Genomic DNA, 25,606 nt, shown 5'->3' on the forward strand with positions numbered 1-25,606 from the left:
GCTTTATCGGAGGTATTATCGTATTCGACGAAACTACGGCCGAGGCTTCTGGACACGATGAAAAAGTACTATGCGATGCTGGAAAACCTCAGTCGCAGTTCGTTACGCCTTAATAAAGGGATTAGCGTGCTATCCGGCTTACTGCTGCTTTTGCTGGCCTTTAGTGCCTGGTCATTCCATCGCTTAGTCGATGAGCACTATGACACAGTGAAAATCCATTTTGCGCGACTGATGGAAAATGTCACTGAGCAGGAGAGTTTTCTAGGCGCCCTGGTACAGCAGTCCGTGAATGGCGAATTGCTAAAGCGTCAACGTCCGATTGATCCAGTTCTCGATCTCAGGCCAGAGGCCGGCCCGGATATATATGAAGGCCAGGCGTTTTCGTTTTCCCTACCCTTCAGCATAAAGCTCGACAAGAATCAATTGGGCGATCGAGAGATTCCTCGCATCTTCAGCCTGGGGGCAAATCTTGCAAGTTTTTATAGTCATTTCTGGTCAGCCTCATACTACCGCTCTCCACAAGTGTTTCTGTTCGCTCCTGACAATGAGTATGACATCGCTGTTCCTGGTGCGAGGCGGGGCCGCGGCGAAGCTGTTGAGGGCGAGGAAGCATTCGGAAAGTTGATCCGCCAAGTTGCCGATCGCCTTCCGCAGCTGGCGACTTGGCCACAAGATCAACGAATTCTGTGGCGGAGCTATGTTGCGAATCCTGATCGGGAGTCACCACCGCGTGTATTGGCTTATGTCCGCATCCCGGTATCTCCAGAGTACGCACAAACTGAAGAATTCCGAGTGGCTTCTTTAGTAGATCTTCCTCAGATCAATGACTTCGAACGGATAATGGCCTGGACGGTATATGACCGCTTCTCACTGGTAGACCGGACTGGTACGACGCTTCTTGGTGAGACGGTTCCTTTAGCCGATTTAAATGAAGGTCTAAACTTTAAGAGTGAAGGTTTGGTATTCCGCCTGCACGACCAATCCAAACGTGGATGGACTGCAGTATATACAGTAACTTACCAACATTTCTTCCGCTACGCCTTCTGGTCTTTGGTGAGTCTCGTTATAGGCGTTTTAGTAATCATCGTGCTCGGCTTGGTTGCCAGTCGCTGGTATAGACAAAAAGTAATTTCACCCGCTAAGGCAGCACATCGGACAATTGCGGAGAGTGAGGCTTTCAGTCGGGTAGTAATTGATACCGCGCCCACAGGTCTATGCGTCGTGCGTAATTCGGACCATGCAGTTTTGTTAGAGAACCAGCTAGCCCAACAATGGCACGGCACGGCTGAGCTGATCAACACGCTTGCGCCTGAGTGGGCGTGCTCGACTAGCGGCAATAGTCGAATACAGATTGAAGGTCGTCACTTCCAAATCGGCTTCGTTTCGACTCGATATAAAGGCGAGGATGTTAAACTTTTTGCGCTCAACGATATCACTCGTCATGTGGAGGATGCTGAGGCACTCGAAAGTGCCCGGAAGGAGGCTGACGCTGCCAACCAGGCAAAGACCTTGTTCCTTGCTACTATGAGCCATGAAATTCGTACGCCACTTTACGGAGTATTAGGGACGCTTGAACTTTTAGGCCTGACTCAGCTAGATGCACGGCAAACAGGCTATCTACAAACTATTCAACGCTCCTCTGCGACGCTTTTCCAGTTGATTAGTGATGTCCTCGACGTGTCAAAAATCGAGTCTGGACAAATGGCCCTTGAGTCCGTCGAGTTCTGCCCGCTGGATATGATTGAAGACACGTTACGTACCTACAGTGCATTCGCTCAGCGCAAAGGCCTATTGTTGTACGCTTGCACAGATGCCCGTCTACCCGCGCTGTTGATAGGCGACCCCATTCGCATCCGGCAAATCCTCAATAATCTGCTTAGTAATGCCATAAAGTTTACCGACATGGGACGGGTGGTGTTGCGCACTCGCATACTGGAATTGAGCGAATCTCAAGTTACCCTCGAGTGGCAGGTAACCGATAGTGGAATCGGAATCTCTAAGATTCAGCAGGCTAGGTTGTTTGAAATGTTCTATCAAGTTAGCGACGCATCCAGCGAGGGCGGTGCAGGACTTGGTCTCTCCATTTGCGGTTCGCTGGCGGAAATGATGGGCGGACAAATCAAAGTGGTTAGTGAGCCTGGCTTAGGAAGCAGTTTTTCGCTCAAGGTGACTTTGCCTCTAGTCAACGGCTCATCAGCCGGTTACGAGATGGCGGTGTCCGATTCTACGCCGGTATATGTTCGAGCACCGATTCCAGAGTTAGCGCAGCACTGTGTCGACTGGCTACAACGGTTGGGTCTCTCCGCGACCTTGACGATTCCAACGGAGGCACAGAGCAATCCCCATGCCCTGCTGGTCGATCTTCTGGATGGCACGCCTATCGCCGCTTGGCAGGGGGCGCGCATTTGTGCCACTGACGACGGACCCACTCCTGGAGCATTCATCGATGGTTGTTGGCGAGTGGACATGCATGATGTCCGCGCCCTCGCACAAGTCATTGCCCAAGCCCGCGAGAGCGGGAGTGGAGGAGGGGCAATGGTACGCCAGGAGCATGCGCTACTGCGAATGAATATCCTTGTGGTAGAAGATAATCCGATTAATCAAGCGATTCTGAAAGAACAGCTCGAAGCGCTGGGCTGCACTGCTGTAGTCGCAGCCCATGGCGAGCAAGCCCTACAACGATGGCAGCCAGGAATGTTCGATTGTGTATTGACCGATGTGAACATGCCTGTGATGAACGGTTATGAGCTTGCGAAGACGTTACGCCAGCTCGATGCCCAATTGCCAATTATAGGCATTACTGCTAATGCATTGCGGGAGGAAGGTCAACGATGTGTCGAAATGGGCATGAACGCTTGGATGGTGAAACCTTTAAGCTTGAAGGTACTTCGTGCCTATCTGGTGCGATTATGCCGGCCTAGTCTAGAACAAGAATTGAATGAGGAGACTGTTGAATCTCGCTTGGAGCCTCGTATGGAAAGCTCTGCGTCCGAACAAACAGATAACGTGAAGCTATCCCCTGCCATGCGGAAACTATTTATCAGCACCATGCACAAAGATGTGCTGAATGTACAAGAAGCTTTAAAGCAAGGAGATAGCCAGCGACTCGGGGAGCTTCTGCACGGCATCGCCGGTGCCCTAGGTGCGGTCCAGGCAAGGACATTATCCGAAGAGTGCTGCGCAGTAGAAAACGCTCTGATAGACACGACTCTAGACGCGCCCCTGGCTAAGCGCGTCTACGATGTCCTGAGCAGAATCGAAGCAATCATTGAACGGATCGAACAGCACCCCTGACACGAGCTTAGGAATTTTTACACTCACCGAAAATGGATCTTCTTTTATGGAACAACTTAAGGTAGTTATTGCCGACGACCACCCCATAGTGCTGCTAGGTGTCCGGGAGTTGGTCGAGCGTGATCATCGTTTTTGCGTGGTAGGTGAAGCTGTGTGCTCGCAAGGATTGATAGACTTGCTGGAGAAGCAGCCAGTGGATTTGGTAATTTCAGATTACAATATGCCTGCCAATTCGCCTTATGGTGACGGACTTAAACTGGTTACATACCTCAAGCGGCACTATCCGGCAGTCCGTATATTGGTACTGACGATGATTTCGAATCCACTTATTTTGACACAGCTTTCTGAAATTGGAGTGGACGGTATAGTTCAGAAGAATCAAATGCATGGCGAAATAGAAAACGCACTGAATGCTATAGCTACAAATAGTACTTATCGCGCCATGTTCAATGATTCTAGCGAATCAAAAGCGCAGGCCGTAGATTTGCGGTTTGGGGCACTTTCCCCCAAGGAGTTCGAGATAATAAGACTTTTTGCTACAGGCCAAACTGTTAGCGACATTGCAAGAAATCTCAATCGTAGTAAAAAAACTATCAGTACGCAGAAGGTTTCAGCAATGCGCAAGTTAGGTGTGAGTTCTGATCAGGACTTGATCGCATACTGTATTGAGTGCAATATTTTTGGCTGATTAGATACTGAGGTTTTTAAGAATCGTCTGATGTTATTGTGGGGCGACCTGGATTATCTTGAGCGTGCATTTTAAATGCAGCACTTATCTCTAATCAGATGGACATCAAGATGAAAAAGTTTTCCCTAGCCGCACTGACCCTGTCGCTGCTCGCCGCTTCCGCCGGTGCATTTGCTGCAGACGCTACCGTAGGCGGCAATGGCAAGATCTCCTTCACTGGCGTAATTAACAACGACGCCTGCTCCGTTGACGGTGCTAACAGTGATCGCGTGATTGCGGTCGACATGGGCAACGTTTCGATTAAAGACATGGGGACTGCCGAAAGTCCTGCGTCGGGACGTGTAACTGGTAAAGATTTCAACCTCAACGTCAACTGCAACGTGGGTACAAAAGTATCCATGATTTTTGATCCTAACAGCGGCGGCTCGGGCCTGGTAACCGGCAAGAGTGTATTGGCTCTGACGAAAGGTACCGGTACAGCACAGGGCGTTGGTATTGCCCTGCTCGACCATGCGGGCAAACTCATTGACCTTCGCTCGCCAGCCAACGCCATGATCCAAAGCGAAATCCACGGAACTGGCGCCCAGGGTGGTGATGCAACCTTGAGCTTCTCTGCTGCCTATGTGACCACCGGCGCAGTAGGTACCGCGACTGCGGGTCGTGGTGATGCAACTCTGCCGTTCATCCTGCAGTACGAGTAATTATCAAGCAGGTTCCCCCGCGCGCGAGGCTTAACCGCCTCGCCACTTCCAATCTCGCAAGGTGTGCCACCATGTTGCGTCGTTCTCTGTATCCTGTTCTCGGGTTGCTGGGCATGTTCGCTGCCGCCCAGGCAACCGCTAGTATCTCTCTTAGTGCTACACGTGTCGTTTTTGACGGCGCGCATAAAGAAGCCAATGTCACTGTCCGAAATGGTAATCAAGAAGTATTGATTCAATCATGGGTGGACAGTGGTGAAACTGGCCTTAAAGAGGTACCGTTTGCAGTTACCCCACCGTTGGCTAGGGTTTTGCCCAAGCAAGAACAACTTCTGCGCATACTATTTGAAGGGAAAGGTTTACCAAACGATCGCGAGTCTGTCGTTTGGCTGAATGTTCAGGAAATTCCTCAGGCTACTTCAGAAGCCAACACATTACAGTTGGCAGTGCGCCAACGAATTAAGATTTTCTACCGTCCTGCCAACTTGCCTGGGAATGCTCTCCTGGCACCTGAACAGTTGAGTTGGAAAATAACTAAAGAGTTGGGTAAGCCTAAGTTGGTGGTTGAGAATCCGAGTTCGTACCACGTTTCCATGGCTGACATCGAGATCAAACAGGGCAAGCAAACCGTGTTTAAGGCTGATTCAACTATGGTCGCGCCAGGTGAACGTAAAATCTTTTCCTCGGCTGTTTCCCAGTCAGAAGGTGCAATGAGCCTGACCTTTAAGAGTATTAACGACTACGGTGCTCAGAATAAATATTCTGCCCAGCTGGGTAGCGCAAATCCAATAAGTGCCAAGCCTACCGAGCCTTCTATTTCTTTCTAACTCGCAGCAGTTGTGTTTTGCGCGCCTATTTGCGTGCGGCCTTCCCGTGTCCAGTCCACGGGTCATGAAATAGGTTTGTGATATGAATCAGCCCATCGCCCTCCACCGAAGTATCAGCGTTAATGAAAATGTGGGGCACAACAATGCCGCTAACTCGCTTTGGAAACGAAGCGCACTTTCGCTGGTCATCTGTGCTTCTATTCCTGGCTTCGCTGACGCTGAAGTGACTGAGGTCGATAAGTCGCTGCAAGGATTCAATACCACCTTCCTGCAAGGCGCCCAGTCCTCTGTGGACTTGCAGCTATTATTATCGGCTAATAGCGTATTGCCTGGCACCTATCGTGTCGACTTATACAGTAATGATGTGCTTGTGGGGCGGCGCGACATCGATTTCAACCGCAACGTACAGACCGGTCGGGTAGATCCGTGTCTGACTTTAGAGTTGATCGAGCAATTGGGTGTCGACATGGATAAGCTCAAAGCCCAGGGGCATCTCGACAGCGCCCGGGCTTGTTACGATTTATCATTACTTATTGATCAGGCAAGCTTGAGCTACGATTCTAACCGCCTGCGACTGTCTGCCAGTATCCCCCAGCTTGCTATGAAGCGGGGGCTACGTGGCTATGTCGATCCGCAGCTTTGGGATGCCGGTGTTGCTGCAGCATTTTCCAATTATCAGTTTAGTACTAGCCGTAGCGGATCTGATGGCCAAACGAACACCGCGAATAATTTGAGCCTTCGCAATGGTATCAATCTGGGAGGATGGCGACTGCGTAACGAGTCAAACTTTAGTAGTGGAACTGGACGTCCCAACAAGTTCCAGAGCAACCGCAGTTACTTGCAGCACGATGTGACCGCGCTCAAGGGGCAATTCAGCGCCGGCGATATATTTACTGATACTGACCTTTTCGATAGCGTTCGCTACCGCGGACTCAAAATAGCATCAGATGAAGGCATGCGTGCCGACAGCGAACGGGGTTACGCGCCGGTAGTAAGAGGAGTGGCCCAGACAAGCGCCACGGTGGAAATTCGTCAGAACAACTACCTTCTGTACACCACCAACGTACCGCCTGGGCCCTTCGAAATAAGCGATATCTATCCTAGTGGCTCCAACGGTGACCTTGAAATTACCATTATCGAGGCAGATGGCCGTCGTCGGGTGAATGTGCAGGCATTCTCCAGCTTGCCGTTGATGGTACGACACGGGCAAGTAAAGTACAGCGTTTCTGCTGGACGCTATAATAGTAATAGCGATGGCTTGGCCACACCGCAGATGCTTAGCGCGACGTTGGCTTATGGAATTACCAACAACCTGACTGGCATCGTTGGTATGCAAGCTACTGATAACTATAAGGCACTAGCTGTGGGTAGCGGCCATAATACGATGCTGGGTGCTTTTTCCTTCGATGTGACTCACTCCTCGAGCCAGGCCCAGGGGCGAAACACTCAGGGGAACAGTCTGCGCGCACTGTATGCAAAGACCTTTACAGGGACAGATACCAATTTCACCCTGGCGGCGTACCGCTATTCAACGGAAGGTTTTCGGAGTTTAACTAATCATATTGAAGATCTGAGCAGCGACGTCCGTAAGCGCAGTGGCAATTCTAAAACGCGTACCGATCTCACAGTGAATCAGAGCTTGGGACGTAACCGCGAGTTCGGCAACTTGCACCTTACTGCAACAGATCAGCGCTACTGGAATCGTGGAGGCTCACAAAGTGTTTCGGCGGGTTACAGTAACAGCTGGGGTGATGTTACTTATAGCATTGATCTCAGCAAGACAAAGGATCTTGGAACCTCAGGCGCATCGAGTGATGATACGCAGTTAAACTTATCCATGTCTTTCCCTCTAGGCAGTCGAGCCCGTTCTCCACGCGCGTTCATAACTTCTAGCACACAGAAAGGAAATGAAACCACTCAAGCGGGTGTCAATGGCTATCTGTCAGACTCCAATGAAATCTTCTATTCGGTTCAAGGTGGTCACAGTCGAACTAGCGGTAATTCTGCTTCGGCGAACCTAAACGCTCGCACTTCGATGGCTGATATTAGCGTTGGATACAGTCAGGGACGCGGTTACGATTCTCAAAACTTGAATGTTGCGGGTGCAGTTGTTGCGCACCAAGGTGGAATAAACCTAGGTCAAACTGTGAGTGAAACATTTGCTTTGGCCGAAGTTCCTGGGGTGAAGGGCGCGAAGATCAGCAATTTTAGCGGGGTGGAAACCGGACGTAATGGCTACGCAGTGATTCCCAGCGCTCAACCGTACCGGGTTAATTGGATGAGTCTAGACACCCGTGATCTAGGGAGCGACATAGAGATCGAGAATGCCACACAGCAACTCGTACCGCGTCGTGGTGCGGTTGTGCTGGCCCGCTATATAGGAAAATCCGGTCGCCGCGTGCAATTCGAGCTTTTTGATCACCGCGGACAGCTCATGCCATTTGGCGCATCGGTAGAGGATGCCGAAGGCAAACAATTGGCCATTTCCGACCCAACCGGAAAAGCGTTAGTTCTTTTAGAGAAAGATACAGGCCATCTAAAAATTAAGTGGAACGAAGGTCAGTGCACGGCGCCCTACGACCTTCCAGAACGTAGTAATCTTAACTACGAACGCCTTCGGTTGCAGTGTCAACCGTAAGTAGAGGACATATAAAAAAATTGTATAGGAGACCGGTTTGTGAAGACATTAGAACAAGCTCAGATACTGCAGTTAAAGTTAATAGAGTCAGCCGCTGTCAATGAGAGCTGCGCAAAGGATTTGATGGGTATTTTGCGGAAATTGAGCTATGCCGAAGCGAACAACATTATCGATATTATTAATCTACTTAATATTGAGGCTGACCAACTTCGCGTATTGTCAAGGCAAATTACAACCTTGCATTGATTTCTAGTTATTGCGTGGGATGTTGCTATTGGTCATTTTCCTGCAACCTACAAAGTATAATCCTTGCTGACGATTGTGCCTTGACTATCTCATCTTTCGTGCGCAGTGTTGTACAACTTTGAATTAAGAGTAAACTCCTTACCAGGGCGTAGCCCTGGTATCAGGCATAGTATTATTAAGCTGTTTAGAAATAGGTACAAGCTAGCGCGATGGTAATTATCTCAAGGTGTCGTATTCAATTAGTTATAGGTATTTGGGAATCAAATCTGAAATCTGGCTACAACCGAATCGAGCCCGACAGCTAACTCGGTGAGTTGTCCACTTGCGCTGCGCGTGTGCCCAGCGGTTGCTGTATTGTTTACTGATAGTTCACTAATGTTGATTAGGCTGCGATCAATCTCCCGTGCTACTTGGGCTTGTTCTTCAGCTGCACTTGCAATCATCAAGTTGCGCTCGCTAATTTCAACGACCACCCTGTTGATTGTTTCTAGTGTATGTCCCGCTCCTCGAGCGATCGCAAGCATCTCTTCTGCATTCTCCGTGCTGTATCGCATAGAAGTTACTACTTGTTCGGTTCCATTTTGAATCAAGTCTATAATGGTTTCAATTTCGTTTGTGGATTGCTGCGTACGATATGCAAGAGCACGGACCTCTTCTGCAACCACTGCGAAACCCCGGCCAGCATCACCAGCACGAGCTGCTTCTATAGCCGCATTGAGCGCCAATAGATTGGTTTGCTCGGCAAGGCTGCGAATAACCTCTAAAACTTTGCTTATATCTTTCGAATTGGTCGCAAGTTCTCCAATGAGTTTGGCACTTTTCTGAACGTCTCCAACAACGCCCTCAATGGCTGTAACTGTCTCTTGGACTTTACTCAAACCATCATCTGTAGATCTGATTGCATCCTGAGTGGCTTGCGAGGTATTGACGGCATTCCGAGCAATTTCCTCTGTTGCACACGTCATTTGGTGTACCGCTGTTACCGCTTGTTCGATTTCCGCATTTTGGTCATGGGAGTCTTTTACGCTAGCTTCAGTAGCATTGCTCAGCTCTTCTCCGGCGCATGCCAATTGATGAGCTGAGTGTGAAATGTAGCTAAGAGTTTCCTGTAGTTTGCACCTCATGATCTCCATTGATTGGAGTAGTCGTCCTGGCTCATCGTTTCCATTGCCTACGATTGGACTAGTTAGTTTACCGTTGGCAATTTCTTCAGTCGCGCGAAGTGAGGCAGAAATAGGTATTGTAACGCTGCGTGTGAATGACCAAACAAATGCTAATATTAATGCGGTCGATAATGTTAAAATTGCTGTAACAAGCTTAAGTGCTAGGTCATACTGTTCAACTGCAGCAGTTCTGGCAGTCAAAGAATTTTGCGCGTTTATGTTTGCTAGGTTTGATAACGCAATATTAATCTTATCTGTGCTGACCCGCATTTCGTCTTTAATTAATTCACGCATACGCTCGGATTGCGAGTCACGGGATAAAGTTATGAAATGCTTTTCAAGATCTCTATGCTTTTCTAATTCTACTGTGAACGCATCATATGCGCGTTGCTCTGCAGTGCTGCTGATTAATTTTCGATAAGATATGTTGGTCTTATTAACTTCGATGTTCTGCATAGACATCTTTTTTATAATATTTTCTTTTGCGCCCCGGGAGGTACTTAGAAGAAGTTGATATTCTAAATTGCGCTGCTGAAGTGTGTGTCTAGTTAGATCATTAACTGCCTGTATGCTGGGTATGCTATCTTGAATTATTTTTTCTGTTGCTGCTTGAATTTTTGCCATCTGGTCCAGGCTGAATACTCCTAAAAAGAGCATAACGCTTCCTATAAAAGAGAAGCCAAAGAGTGCTCTAATAGAAATATTAAACTTCCGTAGAATCATAGTTTTCGTCCTCGAGGTTCTGTAGTTCTTGTTTCCATAACAAGGCTACCAGCATTATCGGACGTGGTTTTTGATTCTTGAGAGCTTGAACGCACTTTCGGATTCGTCCTATGTCGAGGGCGAACATACCGCTGGCATAAGTTCCCAAGCTTCGCTTCGTTGTAAACCTATGGGGTCATAAAGTAAGCAGAATCTGTGATTTATCGAAAAACACTACTTATTTTGTATAAGACTTTTTCTTGAATTATCTGGCGTGATACGTCTCAAGGGATATATTTTTAGAAAAGAGAAAGTGCAGTAAAAAGTCCACAACTGCTGAAAGAACTGTCTTTTCCGAGGCTGGTTAGAGAAGATTGGCTTCTAAGCATATGCTATTAAGTTATATAAAGACATTTCGTCTTTTGTGATGCGCGTCACATTTAGGGGGTTAAGTATTTCGCAAATCGGCTGATAGCTCTTTTAGGAACATGGAAATTGCCTAAAGGAAAGTTGATATGCGTAAATTTAAAAGAACTACTAGCACCTTGGCTCTTTTCTTTGCATGTTTTGGACTCGTAACACACGCGTCCGCTGACGTGATTTCAGCATCTGGTTTAATTAAATTTACAGGGAGTATCGTAGAGCCTTCATGTATCACGACGGTACAATCCACTGGGTGGAGGGTAAATGAATGCCCGCCATTTGGCCGTTTGAGCCAAGTTGCCGTCGAGCCGATTGATAATTTTGGAATGCCTGTGCGAGTAAAGAGAACAACAAGTGCGGATGAGCTCGCAGACTATACTTTGTTGGATGCGAAAGGGGCCGTTGTCACTGCTGGAAGCTATATTCTTATATTTACATCAATTTAGTTTTATCAGAATAGAATCGATTAAATGTTTGCGGTGCTCAAAAAGGAGATCGAGCACCGCAGATGAGTGGAGCAGTGACTTCGGTTAGTAGCGCAGTTTGATGAGTCACTCATAATATCGCGATGACTTCAGTGCGGTTTCAGTATAATTCGACATCCTATTATAGGTATCAATATTTGCTAAGCTAAAAGCGGTAAGTAAAACGTTGTTTCTATTGTTATTTGTAGAAGACATTTACTATTGCGCCTGCATTAAATTTACCCGCTTTGGGGCGGGATGTTGTCCACTTTAACCGAGCTAAAAAGTCGTGCCGATAACTAGTGGCCCCGTGCTTAGGTGTAAGTTCAAACTCTTTCTTGAATGGTATTGTCTTGTTGTTCGCCTGGCTAATCAAGCTGATTCCCACCGAGGGGTTGTCGTTCGGAATTAAAGTTGTTTGATCCGAACTTGTGGTAGCCGTTGTAGGTTCCAAATAACCGCTTAGTCCATATACTGCTGCGCAAGTTCGCTCTTCATTAATTGAAAATGGAATCTCTTTGATAACGGATCCATTCACAGCCGAAGTTGTACCAATTGTACCGAAGTTTATTACGTTGGGCTGGATGGTTATTGAGGATTCACAAGGTAGGTAGCGAAACTTATTGAGTCCCAGAGCGGTTATGTTATAACTAACTCCCGGTCTGACTCCACCGACGCCGTCGAATTGGAATGCTCTATAATCCGCAAGCGGTGTCATTGGGCCTTCTTTGTTTGGTCCGGCAGGAGCCTTCTTCACGAAGAACAAGGAATAGGTCATGCTTTTACTTTCTTTTTGCCATCCACAGGTGTCCCCCTTTGGGCATCCGTACACAGACCAGCCAATATCGAGTTTTCCTCCAGGGAGTTGGGAATACCGATAGTCCCTTCCTTCGTAGGTTACACCAATTTCGATTTCGTTACCTAGGTTAACGTTGTTGGGGTTCATGTAAAAATAAATCTTTTCATCGGGCATGCCCTGAATATCTACCCAGCACTGAACATTTATTCGTTGTGTTGGTTGGCGCCATAGTACTGTACCAGCAGGCAACGAGTTAGGCACAGCTATAGTATCCCTAATGAGGATTCTATCGTTTATGATGTCTGTGCCCGTTTGTGTGCATTTCAGGGCGTAGCTTTGTGGGGCGTATATTAAAAATGGAAAAGCTATTTGAATTAATTTTCTTTTATGCATTTATCTAAGTCCTAGGTATTTGTAATGCTTTAATTGAGCTTATAGAGCGGATATATTGTTTATGGTTTGTAATTGTTTGTGCTGTGCTAATGGCGGTTAATATATTTCTTGGGTGGGGCTGGGTTTTAACATTAAATTTTTAGGCGTCTGGGCCTATTCGATTAGTAAGTCATATCTCCGTCAGAGGGGCTCGAACGCTATATGGAGTTCCAGTATCACTAATGTAGCTATAAGCCACCTGCTCTATATCTTCGCATGGATCTGTAGCGATTTCTGATGTTGAATAGGGGGAGATCATCAGATGCTCTATCGCTTCGCCGCAACTAGTTCTGTGATGATTTTGCAAACTAATTCCGGTAAGTGTTATGTAATAGGGCGAAGAATTTTTAATTGTTACGCTGCTTTTAGACGTCTTCGTCCAGTGCAATTGATCGATGGCGTCTTTGAATGTGCTGGATAGTTGGGGGCGAAAAAACAACTTAAGATTATGACGCAAGGCAATAGCCATGGAGTTTGCGATTTCAACTTTTTTTGGTATCTCCAATATGGTTAATGAGAGGTAGGACTCACGATCCTCAGGTAGGCCAGCGCCCATATATAATACGTCAGTGGTCGCCTTCGCGTTGCTTGGAATTACTAGTAATGGTTTTGTTATTGCCATTGGTACCGGTTTCGTATTGCTCTGATCACCTTGCTCTATTTGTATTTGTACTAGCGCTTGTTCATTGCTGTGATTGACAATGGTGATAGGTAGTTGTTTTTGTTTGTGATTATAAATGAATCGCGTGTAGCCATCGAAAGTGACATTCGCTAGGGCGGAGGAGTTAAGTATAATGTTAATGGCAAGTCCGATCAGGGTGATTCTGCAATATGTAATTAGCTCCAATTTGCAAATTGATCTAGTCTTCGATGTATAGGAAGGTAGGCGGGGCATAAGTAGACTCCTAAGCGTATCAGCCCAGTTGCCGGTGTTTATTTGAAGGAGCCGTTGTCTTCATCAAAACCGGTTCTTCGTTTAATATTTAGTCCTAATCGTTTCGCTGCTTGTTCTCGATTGAGATAAGCACATCGTAGTGCGTCTATACCTTCTTGAGTGGCTGGCTTGATTTGTTGATATATAATTAAGTTTTAAACTCTCATGCCTAAACATTCGTTTCGCGAATAGTCACAAATATTCCATAACTATTGTTGCTTCGGCGTTGGCTGTGCCAGCTGTGACTATATCTGATCCAGAATTTCCGTTAGGAAGCGTTCTGATGTATCTAGCATACATATTAAACCTATAGTCTCTGCCGAAGGAACCTGGCCTGATGGTATAGTTGCGGTTAAGTGCCAGCGGCTGACGCTCTTCGTTCAATATCTGTAAAGCTATACCTTTAGCTGTGGATCGACTATTAAGCGAAATTATTCCATTTGTAATGTTTATGATCGGGGATGAAGGTGTTGGCTTTATGGTGTATACTATGTACGCTAGGGATGCTGAGCAGTTGGTTATTTTTATCGGGATGAGTTTTTCGGGCGATGTGTCGCCGTATTTAGCGAATCTACTGGCGAGGTGCTCTCCCATGTCGATTGTTACATCAGGCACGGTGCAAGTTATCTCGGGCGGTTTCATATCTTTCAGACGTAGACATGGACCAAAGGGGTTAACCGCTCCACCGATACTATTGCCGGCCCTTGCAGTCGAAAGCCCTACGCAAGCATCGGTTACGTCCACCGACTTATGAATGAGAACTGAACCTCTGTAAGGAACATTAAATCCAACTTGTTTCATGTCCTGGAGCATATTTCCTAATGTTGACCCTGGTCGTGTCAGGAACCACCATTGTCGTAACCCTTCGGTTGGGAACGCAGCGGTTCCTCCTCCAGTAGAGTATCTCCATGTTGCGGTCCAAACATAGCACGTATTGTATAAGCCTCCCTCAGAGTCACACTTCCCGGGCGTCGTGTCGTTAACAGACCAATTATCAATGGTGAAATTGTAGCGAATCATATCGCCTTCTCTGGTGGCCCCCCGGCTGGTAACGGTAAATGCTTGGGCTTGGATTGATATCCCTATAGTCATTATGAGTGCTATATTGAATAGCATTTGTGTTGCTCTGGTTGAGTTAAACATTTTAAGTCTCAAGGAATTAGCGGTTGCAAAAAGGTGTCGTATAATGGATCTGGTTTGGGCGATTAGCTATCAGTGATGATATGTATTTTCCAATAATTCTTCTTGCTGTTTGGCTTGTCAGGGTATGTGCCAGTGAAAGGGAATACTCTAAAATACATCCGAGCCGGCCCGCATGTAATCAGACAAATCTGATATTCGAGTGGAGCTTCCTTTTTTGACAGGTAACGGACTCGTCAAGCGGGCCATAGAAAAATTGATAGAAGCGGGTAAGCCTTTGATACGCCTGACAGTTTGGCACTACGGGCGTATCAATACGCTGATCCAGGCCACCTTCTTCCAAAGAGATGGGTATCTAAAGTACTTACCGATTCGTTCTACCAATCAGTGATTCTCTACCGAGGTACCCTATCGTCAGTTCATTGAAGGGCCAAAGTATAAGGAGACGGTCACCCACACTCATTCCACAACGGGCTGATGCACCAGCGGAAGAGCTTGCAAAAGCCTAGTCATCAGTGCGAGGCGGAGTATGATGCTCTGATCACAAAAAGCGGAGCAGGGCGGTGAAAAGGACCATTCAAGGTCTGGCTGAGGCTGGCGATCTGTTGATCCAGCAATGCATAGATGCGACTAGGAAGTACCACGAAGCCAAGGACATGGGCGCCCCGACTGCCGAGGTAGAGCGCCTGAAGATGCTGGCAGATTCGCTGTATCAGGCTGTCACCGAATTTCAGCTGAGGTCTCGCGGCGAAGCCGGCGGTGCCCATCACTGATTCGGCTTGATCAGCTCCGGGCTCTGATTCCGGAAATTGCCTAAAGCTGTAACGCCACCACTCGAGTTCCTCAGTTGGCTCGCTTAGGTCCCGGGCCATTTGCTTGGCATGCTTTAGTCGGGACGCTGTTTCTATGCAGGCTCTTGCTGGCTCAAACCTTTCATCGTGGTAGTGGAGGTTTCTGTTGGTTTCGTTAAAGTTTCGTGGAAATGGCAAAAGTTGTGCTAAAAGCTAAACTCTAAAGACAGCCTGACGTGGAAGCTTTGAGGTGGTCCTGAAGACATGTGGGCCTAGACTTAGCTGGACGCCTTAGCATTCTTTCTCGCCTAAAATGGCCACCCGAAGGTGGCCAAAAGTCATGCGGCGATAAGTTGTCGGGCTAAAGCCATTTCTACTGAGTCTCCATCTTGGTTTAAGGGATCGAGGCCAGACTCTGGAACATCACCGGAAGTGCTCTGAGCCACAGCGATCTTCTTGGCCATCAGCTGCAGACAGGTGATCTGCGAGCTGCCGGCGTAGCCGAAGAAAATCACGCGCACCGGGTGCTTCTGTCCGATCCTACATGACCGCCGCGCTGCCTGCTGCAGGGTGTACTCGTTGTACCCCGTCTGAAGGAACGCGATGGTCGGGAGGTCCAGCAGGTCCAGCCCGGTCTTGACCAGCTCCGGGTTGGTGAGTAGCACATCGACGCCGCGGTCGACCTGGTCGAGAATCCAATCCTCCCGCCGAGCCGTTTCATCCGCCGCCCGCAGTACAGCAACGCGGAGACCTGACTGTTCGAGAAACTTCTTCAATCGGGACATTCACCCAGCGGCGCAGCGCCGATTCAACCAAGTCGAGCGACCGGGCGGCTTCAGTAAGGCTATAGCCCTGGTCGAGCGCCAGGCTAGCTGCCTCGCGCTTGAATTCGGGGGTGAAAGTACGTCGTTGTCTGCTCATCGAACACCTCTGTGTGGCGACCATTTTCGCCTAAAAAGGTGTCCGGAGTTAGTAGATCACTACACCGTAAGCGCAAGGTAGTTTGATTAAAAAATCGCTTTGGACGGCCAAGGCAAACGAGGGCATGAAAGCCGCACCTTGGGAAGCGATAGGAAGAAGGAGAAGGTTGGGATTATGGCGAAATACAAATTGAGCACTTTTCCAGTACGATCAAAGCCAACGATCATGGGAGTGACAACATATTTATTCATTGTAAGTTAATCAACGCGAGCGGGAATGCAAAAAACCGTGAATATCGGATATGTCCGGACGAGCGGTTCCCGAGTCGGCACGATTTGGACAGGCTCATCGCTTTCGGGTTAACTATGGCCAAGACGAGCGGAAAGTCTGTCGAGATTTCGGAGTACAAGGAGCGTACCTACCTTTTTCTGACCATGCCCGATGTTAACGGAGGTGAGCTAATACAGGTTAGTGGCGTGCGCATTAGCTGATTCTAATTCCGGGAAGGTTTGAAGGAACTTGCTCGGTACCCCCCATGGTGAAGAGGGGATTTCGAATGGATATTTTTGTTAGGGAGAACGCTATGTTTGCTGTCGGTACCGCACTACTTGCTGTCGGCTTGGGCACATCAATTCCAGGCATTTGGATTCCAGGCGCTGCCCTAATCGCTGCTGGAGCTATGAAGCGCATGAGAAGCTGATTACTGGCCGCCATATCGGAGAACGGGCTAGGCTTTAGCGAGGGGGCCGTCTGGCAGGACAACGCCTGTAGCTGCTCCCTGGCTGCGGACATGGTAGCGGATAAGGACCGCGTCCATGCCCGCGAACAGGAAGAAGCCGCTGCGGCGGCCCTCGATCAAAGGGCGGTGCAGCAGGCTGCTTGCCGCGACCTGTAGGTGCGTCTTCAGGAGAAGGACCAGGCACTTTTTCATTAATTGCTTCGATCGGGGTAGTATGAAGTGCTTATAAATAGCTCATGATAAAGGAAATTTCTGCATCCGCAGTGCCCGCGACTATGCCGGGACTGTCAGGCGTTGAAGGAGTCGTTCGGTAATAACGGGCCGTTAATGGTATAGCAAAATTCCCTCCTGCATTGAGATAGTTAAAGGTTTGAGCTTTATTTAGGGGTATCGGGTCACCAATTTTATTCATAATTTGTAGTGCTAGACCTTTGGCTGTCGAGCCTTGATTAAGTTTGATGATACCGAGATCCCGGTTCCATGCTGGAGATGTTGATGTGGGTTCTAAAGTATAGTTAACTTTGTTGATGCCGCTGGGGCAGTTTAATAAATTTATATTGAAATGTACTAGTGTAGAAGATGAGCCAACTTCGCGGAATGCCCCTGCCTCGTAATCGCCCATGTTTACTTTCACGTCTGGGGTTTCGCATGAGCTTGCAATAAATATCGCGCTATTTCTCAGCGTAATAGTCGAATTTTTTAACCCGGAAGCCTGGATGCTACCGAGCTCTCCTGCGGAAACCCTTGTCCCGGTGTTAACATTGCCAGTTTTAATAAGCCGTATAGCTGTAGTGACGCGTTCAAATGTCCTGTACCCTGAGCCCTCTGTAAACTCGCCGTAGCCTTTTCGTGCTCTTCCATCCAGTACGTACTGCCACGAAATTCCTGTGTTGCCGATAGGAAATAAGTCTGAGGTGGGGGAGTCGGGACCTCGATCGTTACGGATGCCCCAAGGGTGGGGTGTTTCGCAATAGTATTTATTGTTTGTCGCGTGATAATGCAGAGGCGACTCGAAGATCTGTGTTCCGATAGCTGCGTCGCGTGGTAGTGTTAAAGCACTTGGAAGAGTAATGCTAATTGTTTCGGGTGCGTATGGTGCTGTGTAATAGCAGTTTGCCGCTTGACTGTGTAGCGGAATAGTTAATAGGAGACAAATGCTCAGGTTTCGTTTAAAAAAAGTGAAGTCGGATTTATAAAATAAACTAGAATTCATAAGCCTATATGCTTTGACCGTAAAATCGAAGGCGGAGAAGTTATAGCTACATTTCTCCAAGTACACTCTGACTTAACTGGCCCGGGAGTACAATCAGACGAGTCCCACATTCGCGTCATATCCTCGCAGATGAAGCTGGCTCGATATTCCACGATCCCCTTGACCGCGAGCCGATCCTAGAAAAACGGGGCTTTTCCCGACCGGCGAAGCCGACATGCAGCACACCATCAAGTGGAATCTTTTGCTCCAAGAGCGAACAGGGATGCGGCCGCAGGCGGCCGTGCTGAAAAGCGTTTATTGCCCCTCGATCTGGTCCGAGAGAGCATCCTTGATAGTGAACTCACTGATCGATGTGATCAGGCGTCCGGCATTAAAAAGCCCAAGACGACCCGAGATAGAACGGATGGCCAGCTGGCCGGTGATGTAGATCATGTGATTTCCCAATAAAGCATGGGGAGCTCCTGCGGGAGGCTCCCCGCGAGGTGGTGAATGGCGGTTCAGCAATCGAACAAGGGCAGTCCCTCGAGCACGAAACCGTTGGGGTCGAAGATGAGGAAGCGAACGTCCGCTTGTGCGGCCAAGATAAGGAGTCGTATGACTTCTGGAGGGAATTCCTCCTCCTGCTTGGCCTGGAGTGTTGAAAGCCCATGACCCATGACGTTGCACAGATGCTCGTCGATCCAGGGCGTGCGTATTAGCTTGAAGCCAACGGCATCACTGTCAGGCAGGGTGAAGCATTCGAACAGCAACAACGACGTGTCAGCGTGCTCTGCTAGGTCTTGAATTTCCATCCAGCCTGCCTCTGTCAAATGTCCCGAGCAAATCGCGAAGGCACTGCTGTAACAGCCCGTCTCAAAGGACTGGTCATTGGTGCGTATGAAGGGATTGGCGATCTGAGACATTGTCAGCTCCTTAGGTAAGGAGCCACCGAAAGGGTGGCCCCTCTGGGTGGGTGATGTAAGCGGTCTATCGTGGGTCAGCTGCGTTAATCCGCAACTCGATGCGTACAAAAGGCGGTTCGCCCTCGTTCCGAACGATGTGCAGTGTGAGCGGCACCAGGGCACGTCCACGTCCGGTGCTGAGCTTTTGATAGACCTCGAAGTCAATCGAAGGGGGGTGAGGTTGTTGCTTTAGAACTTGCCAGGCCGCTTGTACGACGCTGGCAAGGCGTTGGCTCATTTCAGCCACGCGTGCGGGGTTTGCGAGAAAGATCGTGCGATTCCAGGCATCGCTGGTCAGCACGACAGGGTAGGTGAGGTAGGCCTCGGTCGAGGCAGGGGGCATGGACATTTGAGGTCTCCAAATTGTGCGAGGCCTCAGTCCGCGAGGATGAGATCCCCGCAGGCAGGTTAAGTTGAAGGCACTCCATCACCGTGTGATGCGATCGCGCTGCCGAGTGCTATGGCGTTCTTGGGAGGGTAAGTGCTTGCGCACCGGAGCCTAAACCCGGGCTCCTGTAGGCACTGTCAACGACAGTGAACCAATCCGGAATTCGGTGGCCTGGCGAATGGATGTCGCCGGCCAAATACGTCATGCGTGACGCTTTTATTGCTGTCTGTGTCAGCAGCGATACCAGCTGTTCCGCTGACTCAGCGGTGTAGGTGTCAGCGACATGTTGCATGCCGGGGCTACTGAAAATGCTGTAGCAGACCGCACGTACAAGACCTATGTCGTTGCATTGCTCTTCGAGAACCGGGTCTAGAATGTGTCCCTCGGTGATGAGGGCGAAGTCGTCTTGGAAGATGCAGGGGAAGCATTGCAGCGCTTCATCAGGAAGGTCTGCCTGACTCTCATGGAGCTGGCGATAGCATGCAGGGCAGTCATCGTCGTACGTGATCTGAAGCTGTCGCTGAACAACAAAGTCGGTCGTGGTTGCGAGCGGGTGTGTGAAGGGGAGATACATCATCGTAGATCCTCTGCGAGGAGGATCACCAGCCGTGAGGATGGTGAGTCCTCAGGCTGGTTTAATCTGCTCCAGTCGCCTTTTAAGCAGCGGCTTGGGTAGGGAACAGTCGGTGCATCAAGGCAATAGCCTCGCGGTCAGCTTGGGCATAACTAGCATCGTCGATGCAAAGCCCGCGCATGAGCGCTACGTGAGCAAACAATTCGCTTTGGGGCGGTGTCAGCAGCTTGTTCTTATCGCGTAGATCTTCGAGTAAGAACTTCCGATGAAGCGCGAGGTGTCCATTTGAGCTCTTACGAGCAGAGAGAGCGCATTGTTCGATGAATGCGTCAAACAGCCATTCCAGATCACCCTTGAGAATGAAGGCATTCGGGACGTCAGGATGGGCGATGAGTTCGAGGTGCTGAATGTTATTCATGGTGAGCTTCCTGAGTATGAAGTTCACCGCCCTAAGGGAAGTGAACCCTAAGGGGATGGGACAGCAATGTCCCGATTCAGATTGAGAGAAGTGCTCCAACACGAAAGGGCATTAGCCCTTAGTGCAGCGAACTGGTAACGCTAATCGTTAAGCGAGAGCGACGACTTTCTTTTCGCTACGCTTGACACCAGCATGCAGAGAGAAACCGCTCAGGCCTGTGAAAGCACAGACACCCAGTACGATATCGCCCAGTACAACGGCGGCAACCATAAGAAGAACGTTCAGTACGAAGAGAAATTTCATGGTGCCTCCTGGGCATTAGGTTTCAAGGCGCCGAGAGTGGCGCCTTGGATTCGATTAAGCAGCCTGGTCGGCTTGCTGTTGATCGTTGTTTTCAGGGAGAGGATGGTCCTGGTCATTGACCTGGTCCGGGTTCTCTTTGGGTTTCGAGTCGTAAACGAGTTCGCCGTTTACTTTGATCCAGTTGATGAAGAGCAGTCGGCCTTTGAGGCTAACGCCAGATTGGCCTTTCTTCTCGCCTTTTTCATAGGTGAACAAATCAGGCCAGATGTCTCCGATACGGAAGGACACAAGGACTTTCTTGTCGGCATCAACGGCAGGCAGGCAGCGACGAACAAGCTTTTCAGCCTCTTCACCAACCACATTGCAGTCAAGGTAGGTGTATTCAGCGCTCTCAGTCGAACCACGAAGGGCTGCGACAGTGACCGCCACGAAGGGCTTACCGCGAGATTTCACTTCACGGATGCGGTTGAGATAACCGATGCCAGTGGTGTGCAGATCGAAGTATTTGGCTTCGTTGGATTGGTTGCTCATGGTGATTCTCCAGTTTCAAAAGTGAAAGCGGAGAAACACTTTGACCCTGGTGGGGAAAGTATTCCCCGCAAGGGTTGGGCATGGGTACAGCATGTTGGAAGGGCTTCCATCAGTCTTGAGACTGATCAATCGCGCTACCGGAAGCTTGGCGATTTTGGGGAGGATCAACACCTGGGTAGGTGGGCAGTCTTTCAGATCATGGCTGCTCGGGCCGGGGTGCTGACGACGTCAGCAACTCACGGGTACAAGCATGGAAACGACGGAATGGGTTGTCAAGCCCCGGAATGAAAAAGCCCCTCGAGAGAGGGGCTGTGGATCAGTGAGCGCGAAGTAGCTTGTGCTTGGAGATCCACCGTTTGATGAGGGGCCAGTTTGCCCAGGCTGCCATTCCCATGCAGCCGAAGAAAACGCAGCCAATGATGATGAGACCGAAGGTGTTCTGGCTCATATCATTCCTCCTGTGTCATCCAGATACCTACCATCCACGCTACCATCCCGATTACGAGGGTACAAGCAGTCAGGATCCGGTGATCGGTGATGAAAATGGAGACCAAGGCACCGGCAACCGCTGTGGTGCCAACCTTTCGCAGGTCTTCTGCTATCGCAGCATACTGTTTCTGCTTCATGGGTTTCCTAGAGCTACTGATGGAGGAAACCCGCCCAGTCGGGAGAGTTTCCCGACTGGGGTGAGTATGGTGCAGATGCTCAGTGAATGAGCGTATCCAGAGGGCCGAACTTCGGCAGTGGGCCAACAAACAGCGTGGCGGCAGCTTTTCGTGCACTGCTGCGCTTACGCTTCGGCTTATCCGGCTTGGCCTCTTTGGTGTTTTCCTCATACCAACGGTTCAGATCGACACCTTGACGCGCGAGCGCGGGTGTCCTGGACAGTTCGTCCCAATCGTTGCGCGTGCTGAGGACAGGCATGGCAACGGTCGGTATGACTGGGGAGGGTTGGTCTCTGTTGGTGGCATCCTTCAACGAGCGAAGGCATGCAGATGCGAATGTGCCAACGGAGTAACCAATGCGGTAAGACATCGGACGGGTCGGTTGAGCAGACATTGCGGTCATGGTGATTCTCCTGCGGGTTGAGGGTACGCGGAGAAACACTGACCCTACGGGGAAGTGTATTCCCCGCTGGGTTTGCGGAAGGGGCTTCTATCGACAGGTGTCGATCGACCGCGCTACCAGAAGCTAAGCGGTCTTGGGTTGGATCACACGAAAGTCGTGTCGCAGCATTTCAGATCCGTGCTGCAGGGCATATCGCTGACAACGTCAGCAAGTCGCGAATTGATTGTCGGTAGCAGTAGGGGGGATGTCAAACGGGGAGGGGCGAGGGAGGGAAGCGAGAAGTGCGGCTGGAAGACCTGAGGGCTTTCCAGCCGTCTCTTGAAAAAAAGTGGAAGAAGCCACCTGTGCGGAATCGTCGATCCCTGGGCATTGATCGTCTCGATTCTCTTCACCTGGCCGTTCTCGTGGCTGTGGCCAGTAATCATGAGGCACGCATCCGCGCACAAAAGGAGCCCTGGATATCACCGGTGGGCGGCCGGCAGTCGAAGAATATACCCATTAGGTAGCCTGAAAACCCTGCCGTGCAAGGTTTTCAGGCTACCCAAAGGGATAAAAAAGAGAAGGGGCCACATTACCAATGTGACCCTTGGATCAAGAAGCACCGAACCTTTTGAAACCCTATGTGCCTATGAGCTCGTTTATCACGAGTTAGACGGCTGCGCGACTAGAGAGAGCAGGGAGACACAGGGAGAATCTCAACAAGATCCGCACGCCCTTCCCGGAGCTAAGCGTGCTTTTGGTTTGGTGTTGGGCGGACCGAACACCGGGGTGCTACTGATGACCGTCAGTAGCCAGCGGGGTGAAACCAAAACTGATGTCATTATGGGTTGCACTTCAGCCAGGATGCAAGGCTTGGTGCGATTTTCCATCTGCATCAAAGGTCAATAAACCGCAACGACAGAGCCGTCAGGAATTGCTGTCGGAATGGCGATCGAGGTGTGGCCGGTCGTAGGTGAGTACAGTACACCTTGCCGATTGATGCCAACGGTCGCTGACTCAGTCTGCTTCGCAAGCACGCCCGGCAGTCCGGCCGGCGGGGCGGCTACATACGTGTACGAAACGCCACCCGCGATGTACGAGGTGACACCACTCGGTTTGACGTACCAAGCCGGGAGGTTTAACGCGGCCTCAGTTGGCGCGCCACTGAATCCTGGATTCGAGTGTGCATACTCGGCGGCGGCGGCACGATAGACCAGTAGATTGCGGCTGAGCGTATCGAGGGTCGCCTGTTCTGAGGTGACATCGGCGCTGTGCTGAGATTGAGCGAAAAAGCCCCCAGCGATTACCAGTATTCCCAGGGCGACCCAGTAAATGTACATATTCAATATCCTGTTGCTTGGGGCCGATTGTAGCGGTGTACAGGCGCTGTGGACTATAGTCCGCTGACGACCATAGTCAACAATCCCAGAATTCCCACCTTGGATCTCGTGATCTCCGGGTCGGACTTTTGGAATTACAACCAGACTCCTCAAAAAAACACAACCAAGCTTTCGGCACCGTGCTGCTGGAGCTGCGTGCTGCGCGGGGCTTTTCCCAGGAGAAGCTGAGTTTTGAGGCAGGAATGGACAGGTCGTACATTAGTCTGCTTGAGCGTGGCCACAAATCTCCAACCCTGGATACCGTGTTTAGTTTGTGTAGTGCGTTGGATATCCCATTCGACCAGCTGGCCAGGCTGTTGCAGGCCAGATTGGAAGAGTTGAATGATGCACGAAACGAAAGAGATGACGTTGGGTGAAGGGCTGATCCTTTATCGGCAAAAAATCTCCATCCTGAAGAAGGGCTATGTTCAGGAGAGCTATCGAATCGCAAGCCTTCTGAAATCGCGTCACGCTTCGAAGAAGATGCGCGATTTTCGTAGTCCAGATATCGCCACGATCCGTGATGAACGTCTCGCCCAAATAAACTCCCGTACTGGGACCTGTATCTCTCCATCTACTGTGCGTTTGGAGATGTCGCTCCTGTCGAACCTGTTCGACGTTGGACGCATTGAATGGGGCGTCTGCGACAGCAACCCTGTAACGAACGTCCGCAAGCCTAAGGCTGCACCAGGACGTGACCGTCGTTTGACGGCTAGGGAAGAGCGCCAGATTCTGAGGTACTGCCACGCTCACCCGACAGCTGATCTTTACGTCTTGGTCGTTCTGGCGATCGAGACGGCCATGCGCCAGGGGGAACTGCTGAAGCTTGAGTGGGAGCACATCAACTTGCAGCGACGGATCGCGCATCTCCCAGACACGAAGAACGGCTCGAAGCGAGATGTGCCCCTAAGCCTCAAGGCCCGTGATGCACTGATACAGTTGGGCGCCAAGACGAAGGGGCAGGTCTTCAGTTACACCGCCAACGGGCTGAAGTCCGCGTGGCGCATCATGCTGCAGCGGCTCGGCATCGAGGACCTCCACTTTCACGATCTCCGCCATGAGGCCTGTTCTCGGCTGTTTGAGCTAGGGACCCTCGACATCATGGAGATTGCAGCCATCAGCGGGCACAAAAGCCTTGCGATGCTTAAGCGATACACCCATTTGAAAGCTGCCAAGCTGGTCAAAAAGCTTGAGGGTAACAAGCATCGCGGGCAACAGGTGGTGATCAGTCATCTCGTCCCGTATCCTGCGGTCGCGAACCAGACCCCAGCAGGTGTTGTTGTTCGGGTTCTCGACTTCGAAGGCATTGTTGGCCGGGGAGCAACAGCTGAGCAAGCACTGCAAAGCGCCCAAGATGCCCTGCTCAGGCACCTGATGGTGTCTCTACGGGATAAGCGACCCATTCCAGCTCCTGACCAGTATTTAGAGCAGGTTGATGACTCGGAGATCATCATGCTGGATCCGCTTTGCCTGAGTACAGCTCAAGGAACTCCAACTGGGCTCACACTTTTTTGAAGCACTTGTGTCACAGCAAACCGTGTGAATTTCAAGCGTGGCATGGCGTTGATTAAAACCTCCTTGCCAATCCGGGGTGTGGAGTAGTGGTGGGGAAAAGGTGGGTGATGTGTGTGGATTCTCTTCTTCCGATCATGATAAAGGCTACATCAACATTCTGCCTTGTAAGGGCTTTGATCCCCGTGTTGCGTGCCCGGGAGGTTACGAGCGAGTCCTAGTTTTCCAAGCAGACAATAATTACCTATTCTCCTGTGTAAAACCCATGTGATTGCCAATCCGGGGTGTGGAAAGGCAATAGCGGAAGGCTTGACGGTCCATATAGGGTTTCAGGCTCATCGCTGGGAGCTTGGGCGATCTGCACACTGAACTACGGAAGTGGGAACTCCAAATCCCTAACT

24 protein-coding genes and 4 pseudogenes are annotated in these 25,606 nt (G+C 49.9%); 10 read left to right on the forward strand and 18 right to left on the reverse strand.

All coding sequences use genetic code 11. The features are described from left to right. Window positions 1-57: 57 nt before the first annotated feature. From DQ397_RS21115 to DQ397_RS21140, 6 genes are all read left to right on the forward strand, one after another. The gene (locus tag DQ397_RS21115) at window positions 58-3,294 is read left to right on the forward strand and encodes a hybrid sensor histidine kinase/response regulator (RefSeq protein WP_043209461.1); all 3,237 of its coding nucleotides are present in this window, start codon (window positions 58-60) and stop codon (window positions 3,292-3,294) included. 46 nt (window positions 3,295-3,340) lie between these two features. After that, window positions 3,341-3,982, forward strand: a complete 642-nt coding sequence (locus DQ397_RS21120; RefSeq protein WP_043209459.1) for a response regulator — start codon at window positions 3,341-3,343, stop codon at window positions 3,980-3,982. Between the two features lie 110 nt (window positions 3,983-4,092). Then, complete coding sequence (locus DQ397_RS21125) at window positions 4,093-4,683, forward strand: fimbrial protein (RefSeq protein WP_043209457.1); 591 nt, start codon at window positions 4,093-4,095, stop codon at window positions 4,681-4,683. 71 nt (window positions 4,684-4,754) lie between these two features. Then, entirely contained in the window at window positions 4,755-5,507 is a 753-nt protein-coding gene (locus DQ397_RS21130) for a molecular chaperone (RefSeq protein ID WP_043209455.1), read from the forward strand. 82 nt (window positions 5,508-5,589) lie between these two features. Further along, window positions 5,590-8,145 (forward strand): fimbria/pilus outer membrane usher protein, encoded by a 2,556-nt coding sequence (locus DQ397_RS21135; RefSeq protein ID WP_080642075.1) that lies wholly within the window; start codon window positions 5,590-5,592, stop codon window positions 8,143-8,145. A 39-nt stretch (window positions 8,146-8,184) separates the two neighbouring features. Further along, on the forward strand, window positions 8,185-8,391 hold the full coding sequence (locus DQ397_RS21140; RefSeq protein ID WP_043209453.1) for a hypothetical protein: 207 nt from the start codon (window positions 8,185-8,187) through the stop codon (window positions 8,389-8,391). 260 nt (window positions 8,392-8,651) lie between these two features. Here DQ397_RS21140 and DQ397_RS25080 read toward each other — a convergent pair whose 3' ends face one another. Both DQ397_RS25080 and DQ397_RS25085 read right to left on the reverse strand, forming a co-directional pair. Next, a complete protein-coding gene (locus DQ397_RS25080; protein ID WP_372240780.1) occupies window positions 8,652-9,524 on the reverse strand; it encodes a methyl-accepting chemotaxis protein in 873 nt (290 codons plus the stop codon). Between the two features lie 222 nt (window positions 9,525-9,746). Then, window positions 9,747-10,277 (reverse strand): annotated as a pseudogene (locus DQ397_RS25085) (MCP four helix bundle domain-containing protein); the annotation flags it as partial. Window positions 10,278-10,771: 494 nt separating this feature from the next. Between DQ397_RS25085 and DQ397_RS21150 the strand changes: the two are divergent. Further along, complete coding sequence (locus DQ397_RS21150) at window positions 10,772-11,125, forward strand: hypothetical protein (protein ID WP_148921616.1); 354 nt, start codon at window positions 10,772-10,774, stop codon at window positions 11,123-11,125. A 217-nt stretch (window positions 11,126-11,342) separates the two neighbouring features. On the opposite strand, the gene DQ397_RS21155 is transcribed toward DQ397_RS21150, so the two are convergent. The 3 genes from DQ397_RS21155 to DQ397_RS21165 all read right to left on the reverse strand — a co-directional run bounded on the left by DQ397_RS21155 (window position 11,343) and on the right by DQ397_RS21165 (window position 14,451). Beyond that, a complete protein-coding gene (locus DQ397_RS21155; protein ID WP_052352431.1) occupies window positions 11,343-12,335 on the reverse strand; it encodes a fimbrial protein in 993 nt (330 codons plus the stop codon). A 169-nt stretch (window positions 12,336-12,504) separates the two neighbouring features. After that, window positions 12,505-13,269, reverse strand: a complete 765-nt coding sequence (locus DQ397_RS21160) for a molecular chaperone (protein ID WP_080642074.1) — start codon at window positions 13,267-13,269, stop codon at window positions 12,505-12,507. 231 nt (window positions 13,270-13,500) lie between these two features. Beyond that, window positions 13,501-14,451: a fimbrial protein gene (locus DQ397_RS21165; protein ID WP_148921617.1), complete on the reverse strand. Its 951-nt coding sequence runs from the start codon at window positions 14,449-14,451 to the stop codon at window positions 13,501-13,503. Between the two features lie 560 nt (window positions 14,452-15,011). Here DQ397_RS21165 and DQ397_RS21170 point away from each other — a divergent pair. Then, complete coding sequence (locus DQ397_RS21170) at window positions 15,012-15,221, forward strand: hypothetical protein (RefSeq protein WP_238556607.1); 210 nt, start codon at window positions 15,012-15,014, stop codon at window positions 15,219-15,221. 356 nt (window positions 15,222-15,577) lie between these two features. Here the strand turns inward: DQ397_RS21170 and DQ397_RS21175 are convergent. The 13 genes and pseudogenes from DQ397_RS21175 to pilM all read right to left on the reverse strand — a co-directional run. Further along, window positions 15,578-16,021: pseudogene (locus DQ397_RS21175) on the reverse strand (DEAD/DEAH box helicase); the annotation flags it as partial. Between the two features lies 1 nt (window position 16,022). Continuing rightward, window positions 16,023-16,160: pseudogene (locus DQ397_RS21180) on the reverse strand (transposase); the annotation flags it as partial. A 962-nt stretch (window positions 16,161-17,122) separates the two neighbouring features. Then, window positions 17,123-18,112 carry a fimbrial protein gene (locus tag DQ397_RS21185; protein WP_080642073.1) on the reverse strand — a complete coding sequence of 330 codons (990 nt, stop codon included), beginning with the start codon at window positions 18,110-18,112 and terminating at the stop codon, window positions 17,123-17,125. Between the two features lie 309 nt (window positions 18,113-18,421). Next, window positions 18,422-18,544, reverse strand: a pseudogene (locus DQ397_RS21190) (DUF3275 family protein); the annotation flags it as partial. Between the two features lie 65 nt (window positions 18,545-18,609). After that, on the reverse strand, window positions 18,610-19,014 hold the full coding sequence (locus DQ397_RS21195; protein WP_052352430.1) for a hypothetical protein: 405 nt from the start codon (window positions 19,012-19,014) through the stop codon (window positions 18,610-18,612). 64 nt (window positions 19,015-19,078) lie between these two features. Next, complete coding sequence (locus DQ397_RS21200; protein ID WP_043209448.1) at window positions 19,079-19,402, reverse strand: hypothetical protein; 324 nt, start codon at window positions 19,400-19,402, stop codon at window positions 19,079-19,081. Between the two features lie 109 nt (window positions 19,403-19,511). Next, complete coding sequence (locus tag DQ397_RS21205; RefSeq protein WP_052352429.1) at window positions 19,512-20,018, reverse strand: hypothetical protein; 507 nt, start codon at window positions 20,016-20,018, stop codon at window positions 19,512-19,514. Between the two features lie 79 nt (window positions 20,019-20,097). Further along, window positions 20,098-20,433 (reverse strand): hypothetical protein, encoded by a 336-nt coding sequence (locus DQ397_RS21210; RefSeq protein WP_043209446.1) that lies wholly within the window; start codon window positions 20,431-20,433, stop codon window positions 20,098-20,100. Between the two features lie 147 nt (window positions 20,434-20,580). Next, a complete protein-coding gene (locus DQ397_RS24580) occupies window positions 20,581-20,736 on the reverse strand; it encodes a hypothetical protein (RefSeq protein WP_178113808.1) in 156 nt (51 codons plus the stop codon). A gap of 54 nt (window positions 20,737-20,790) precedes the next feature. Then, the gene (locus DQ397_RS21215) at window positions 20,791-21,267 is read right to left on the reverse strand and encodes an STY4534 family ICE replication protein (protein WP_043209444.1); all 477 of its coding nucleotides are present in this window, start codon (window positions 21,265-21,267) and stop codon (window positions 20,791-20,793) included. A gap of 316 nt (window positions 21,268-21,583) precedes the next feature. After that, window positions 21,584-21,715 carry a hypothetical protein gene (locus tag DQ397_RS24795; protein ID WP_256664399.1) on the reverse strand — a complete coding sequence of 44 codons (132 nt, stop codon included), beginning with the start codon at window positions 21,713-21,715 and terminating at the stop codon, window positions 21,584-21,586. Between the two features lie 257 nt (window positions 21,716-21,972). Beyond that, window positions 21,973-22,335, reverse strand: a complete 363-nt coding sequence (locus DQ397_RS21220) for a hypothetical protein (RefSeq protein WP_043209442.1) — start codon at window positions 22,333-22,335, stop codon at window positions 21,973-21,975. Window positions 22,336-23,216: 881 nt separating this feature from the next. Beyond that, window positions 23,217-23,654 carry a type IV pilus biogenesis protein PilM gene (gene pilM, locus DQ397_RS21230; protein ID WP_043209438.1) on the reverse strand — a complete coding sequence of 146 codons (438 nt, stop codon included), beginning with the start codon at window positions 23,652-23,654 and terminating at the stop codon, window positions 23,217-23,219. Between the two features lie 128 nt (window positions 23,655-23,782). Between pilM and DQ397_RS21235 the strand changes: the two genes are divergently transcribed. Then, window positions 23,783-24,070: a helix-turn-helix domain-containing protein gene (locus DQ397_RS21235; RefSeq protein WP_148921618.1), complete on the forward strand. Its 288-nt coding sequence runs from the start codon at window positions 23,783-23,785 to the stop codon at window positions 24,068-24,070. Continuing rightward, window positions 24,036-25,208, forward strand: coding sequence for a tyrosine-type recombinase/integrase (locus tag DQ397_RS21240; protein ID WP_043209433.1), 1,173 nt, complete (start codon window positions 24,036-24,038; stop codon window positions 25,206-25,208). The genes DQ397_RS21235 and DQ397_RS21240 overlap by 35 nt, the downstream gene beginning before the upstream one ends. Window positions 25,209-25,606 lie beyond the last annotated feature (398 nt).

The organism is Pseudomonas sp. CK-NBRI-02 (assembly GCF_008124495.1).
Lineage (GTDB): Bacteria > Pseudomonadota > Gammaproteobacteria > Pseudomonadales > Pseudomonadaceae > Aquipseudomonas > Aquipseudomonas guariconensis.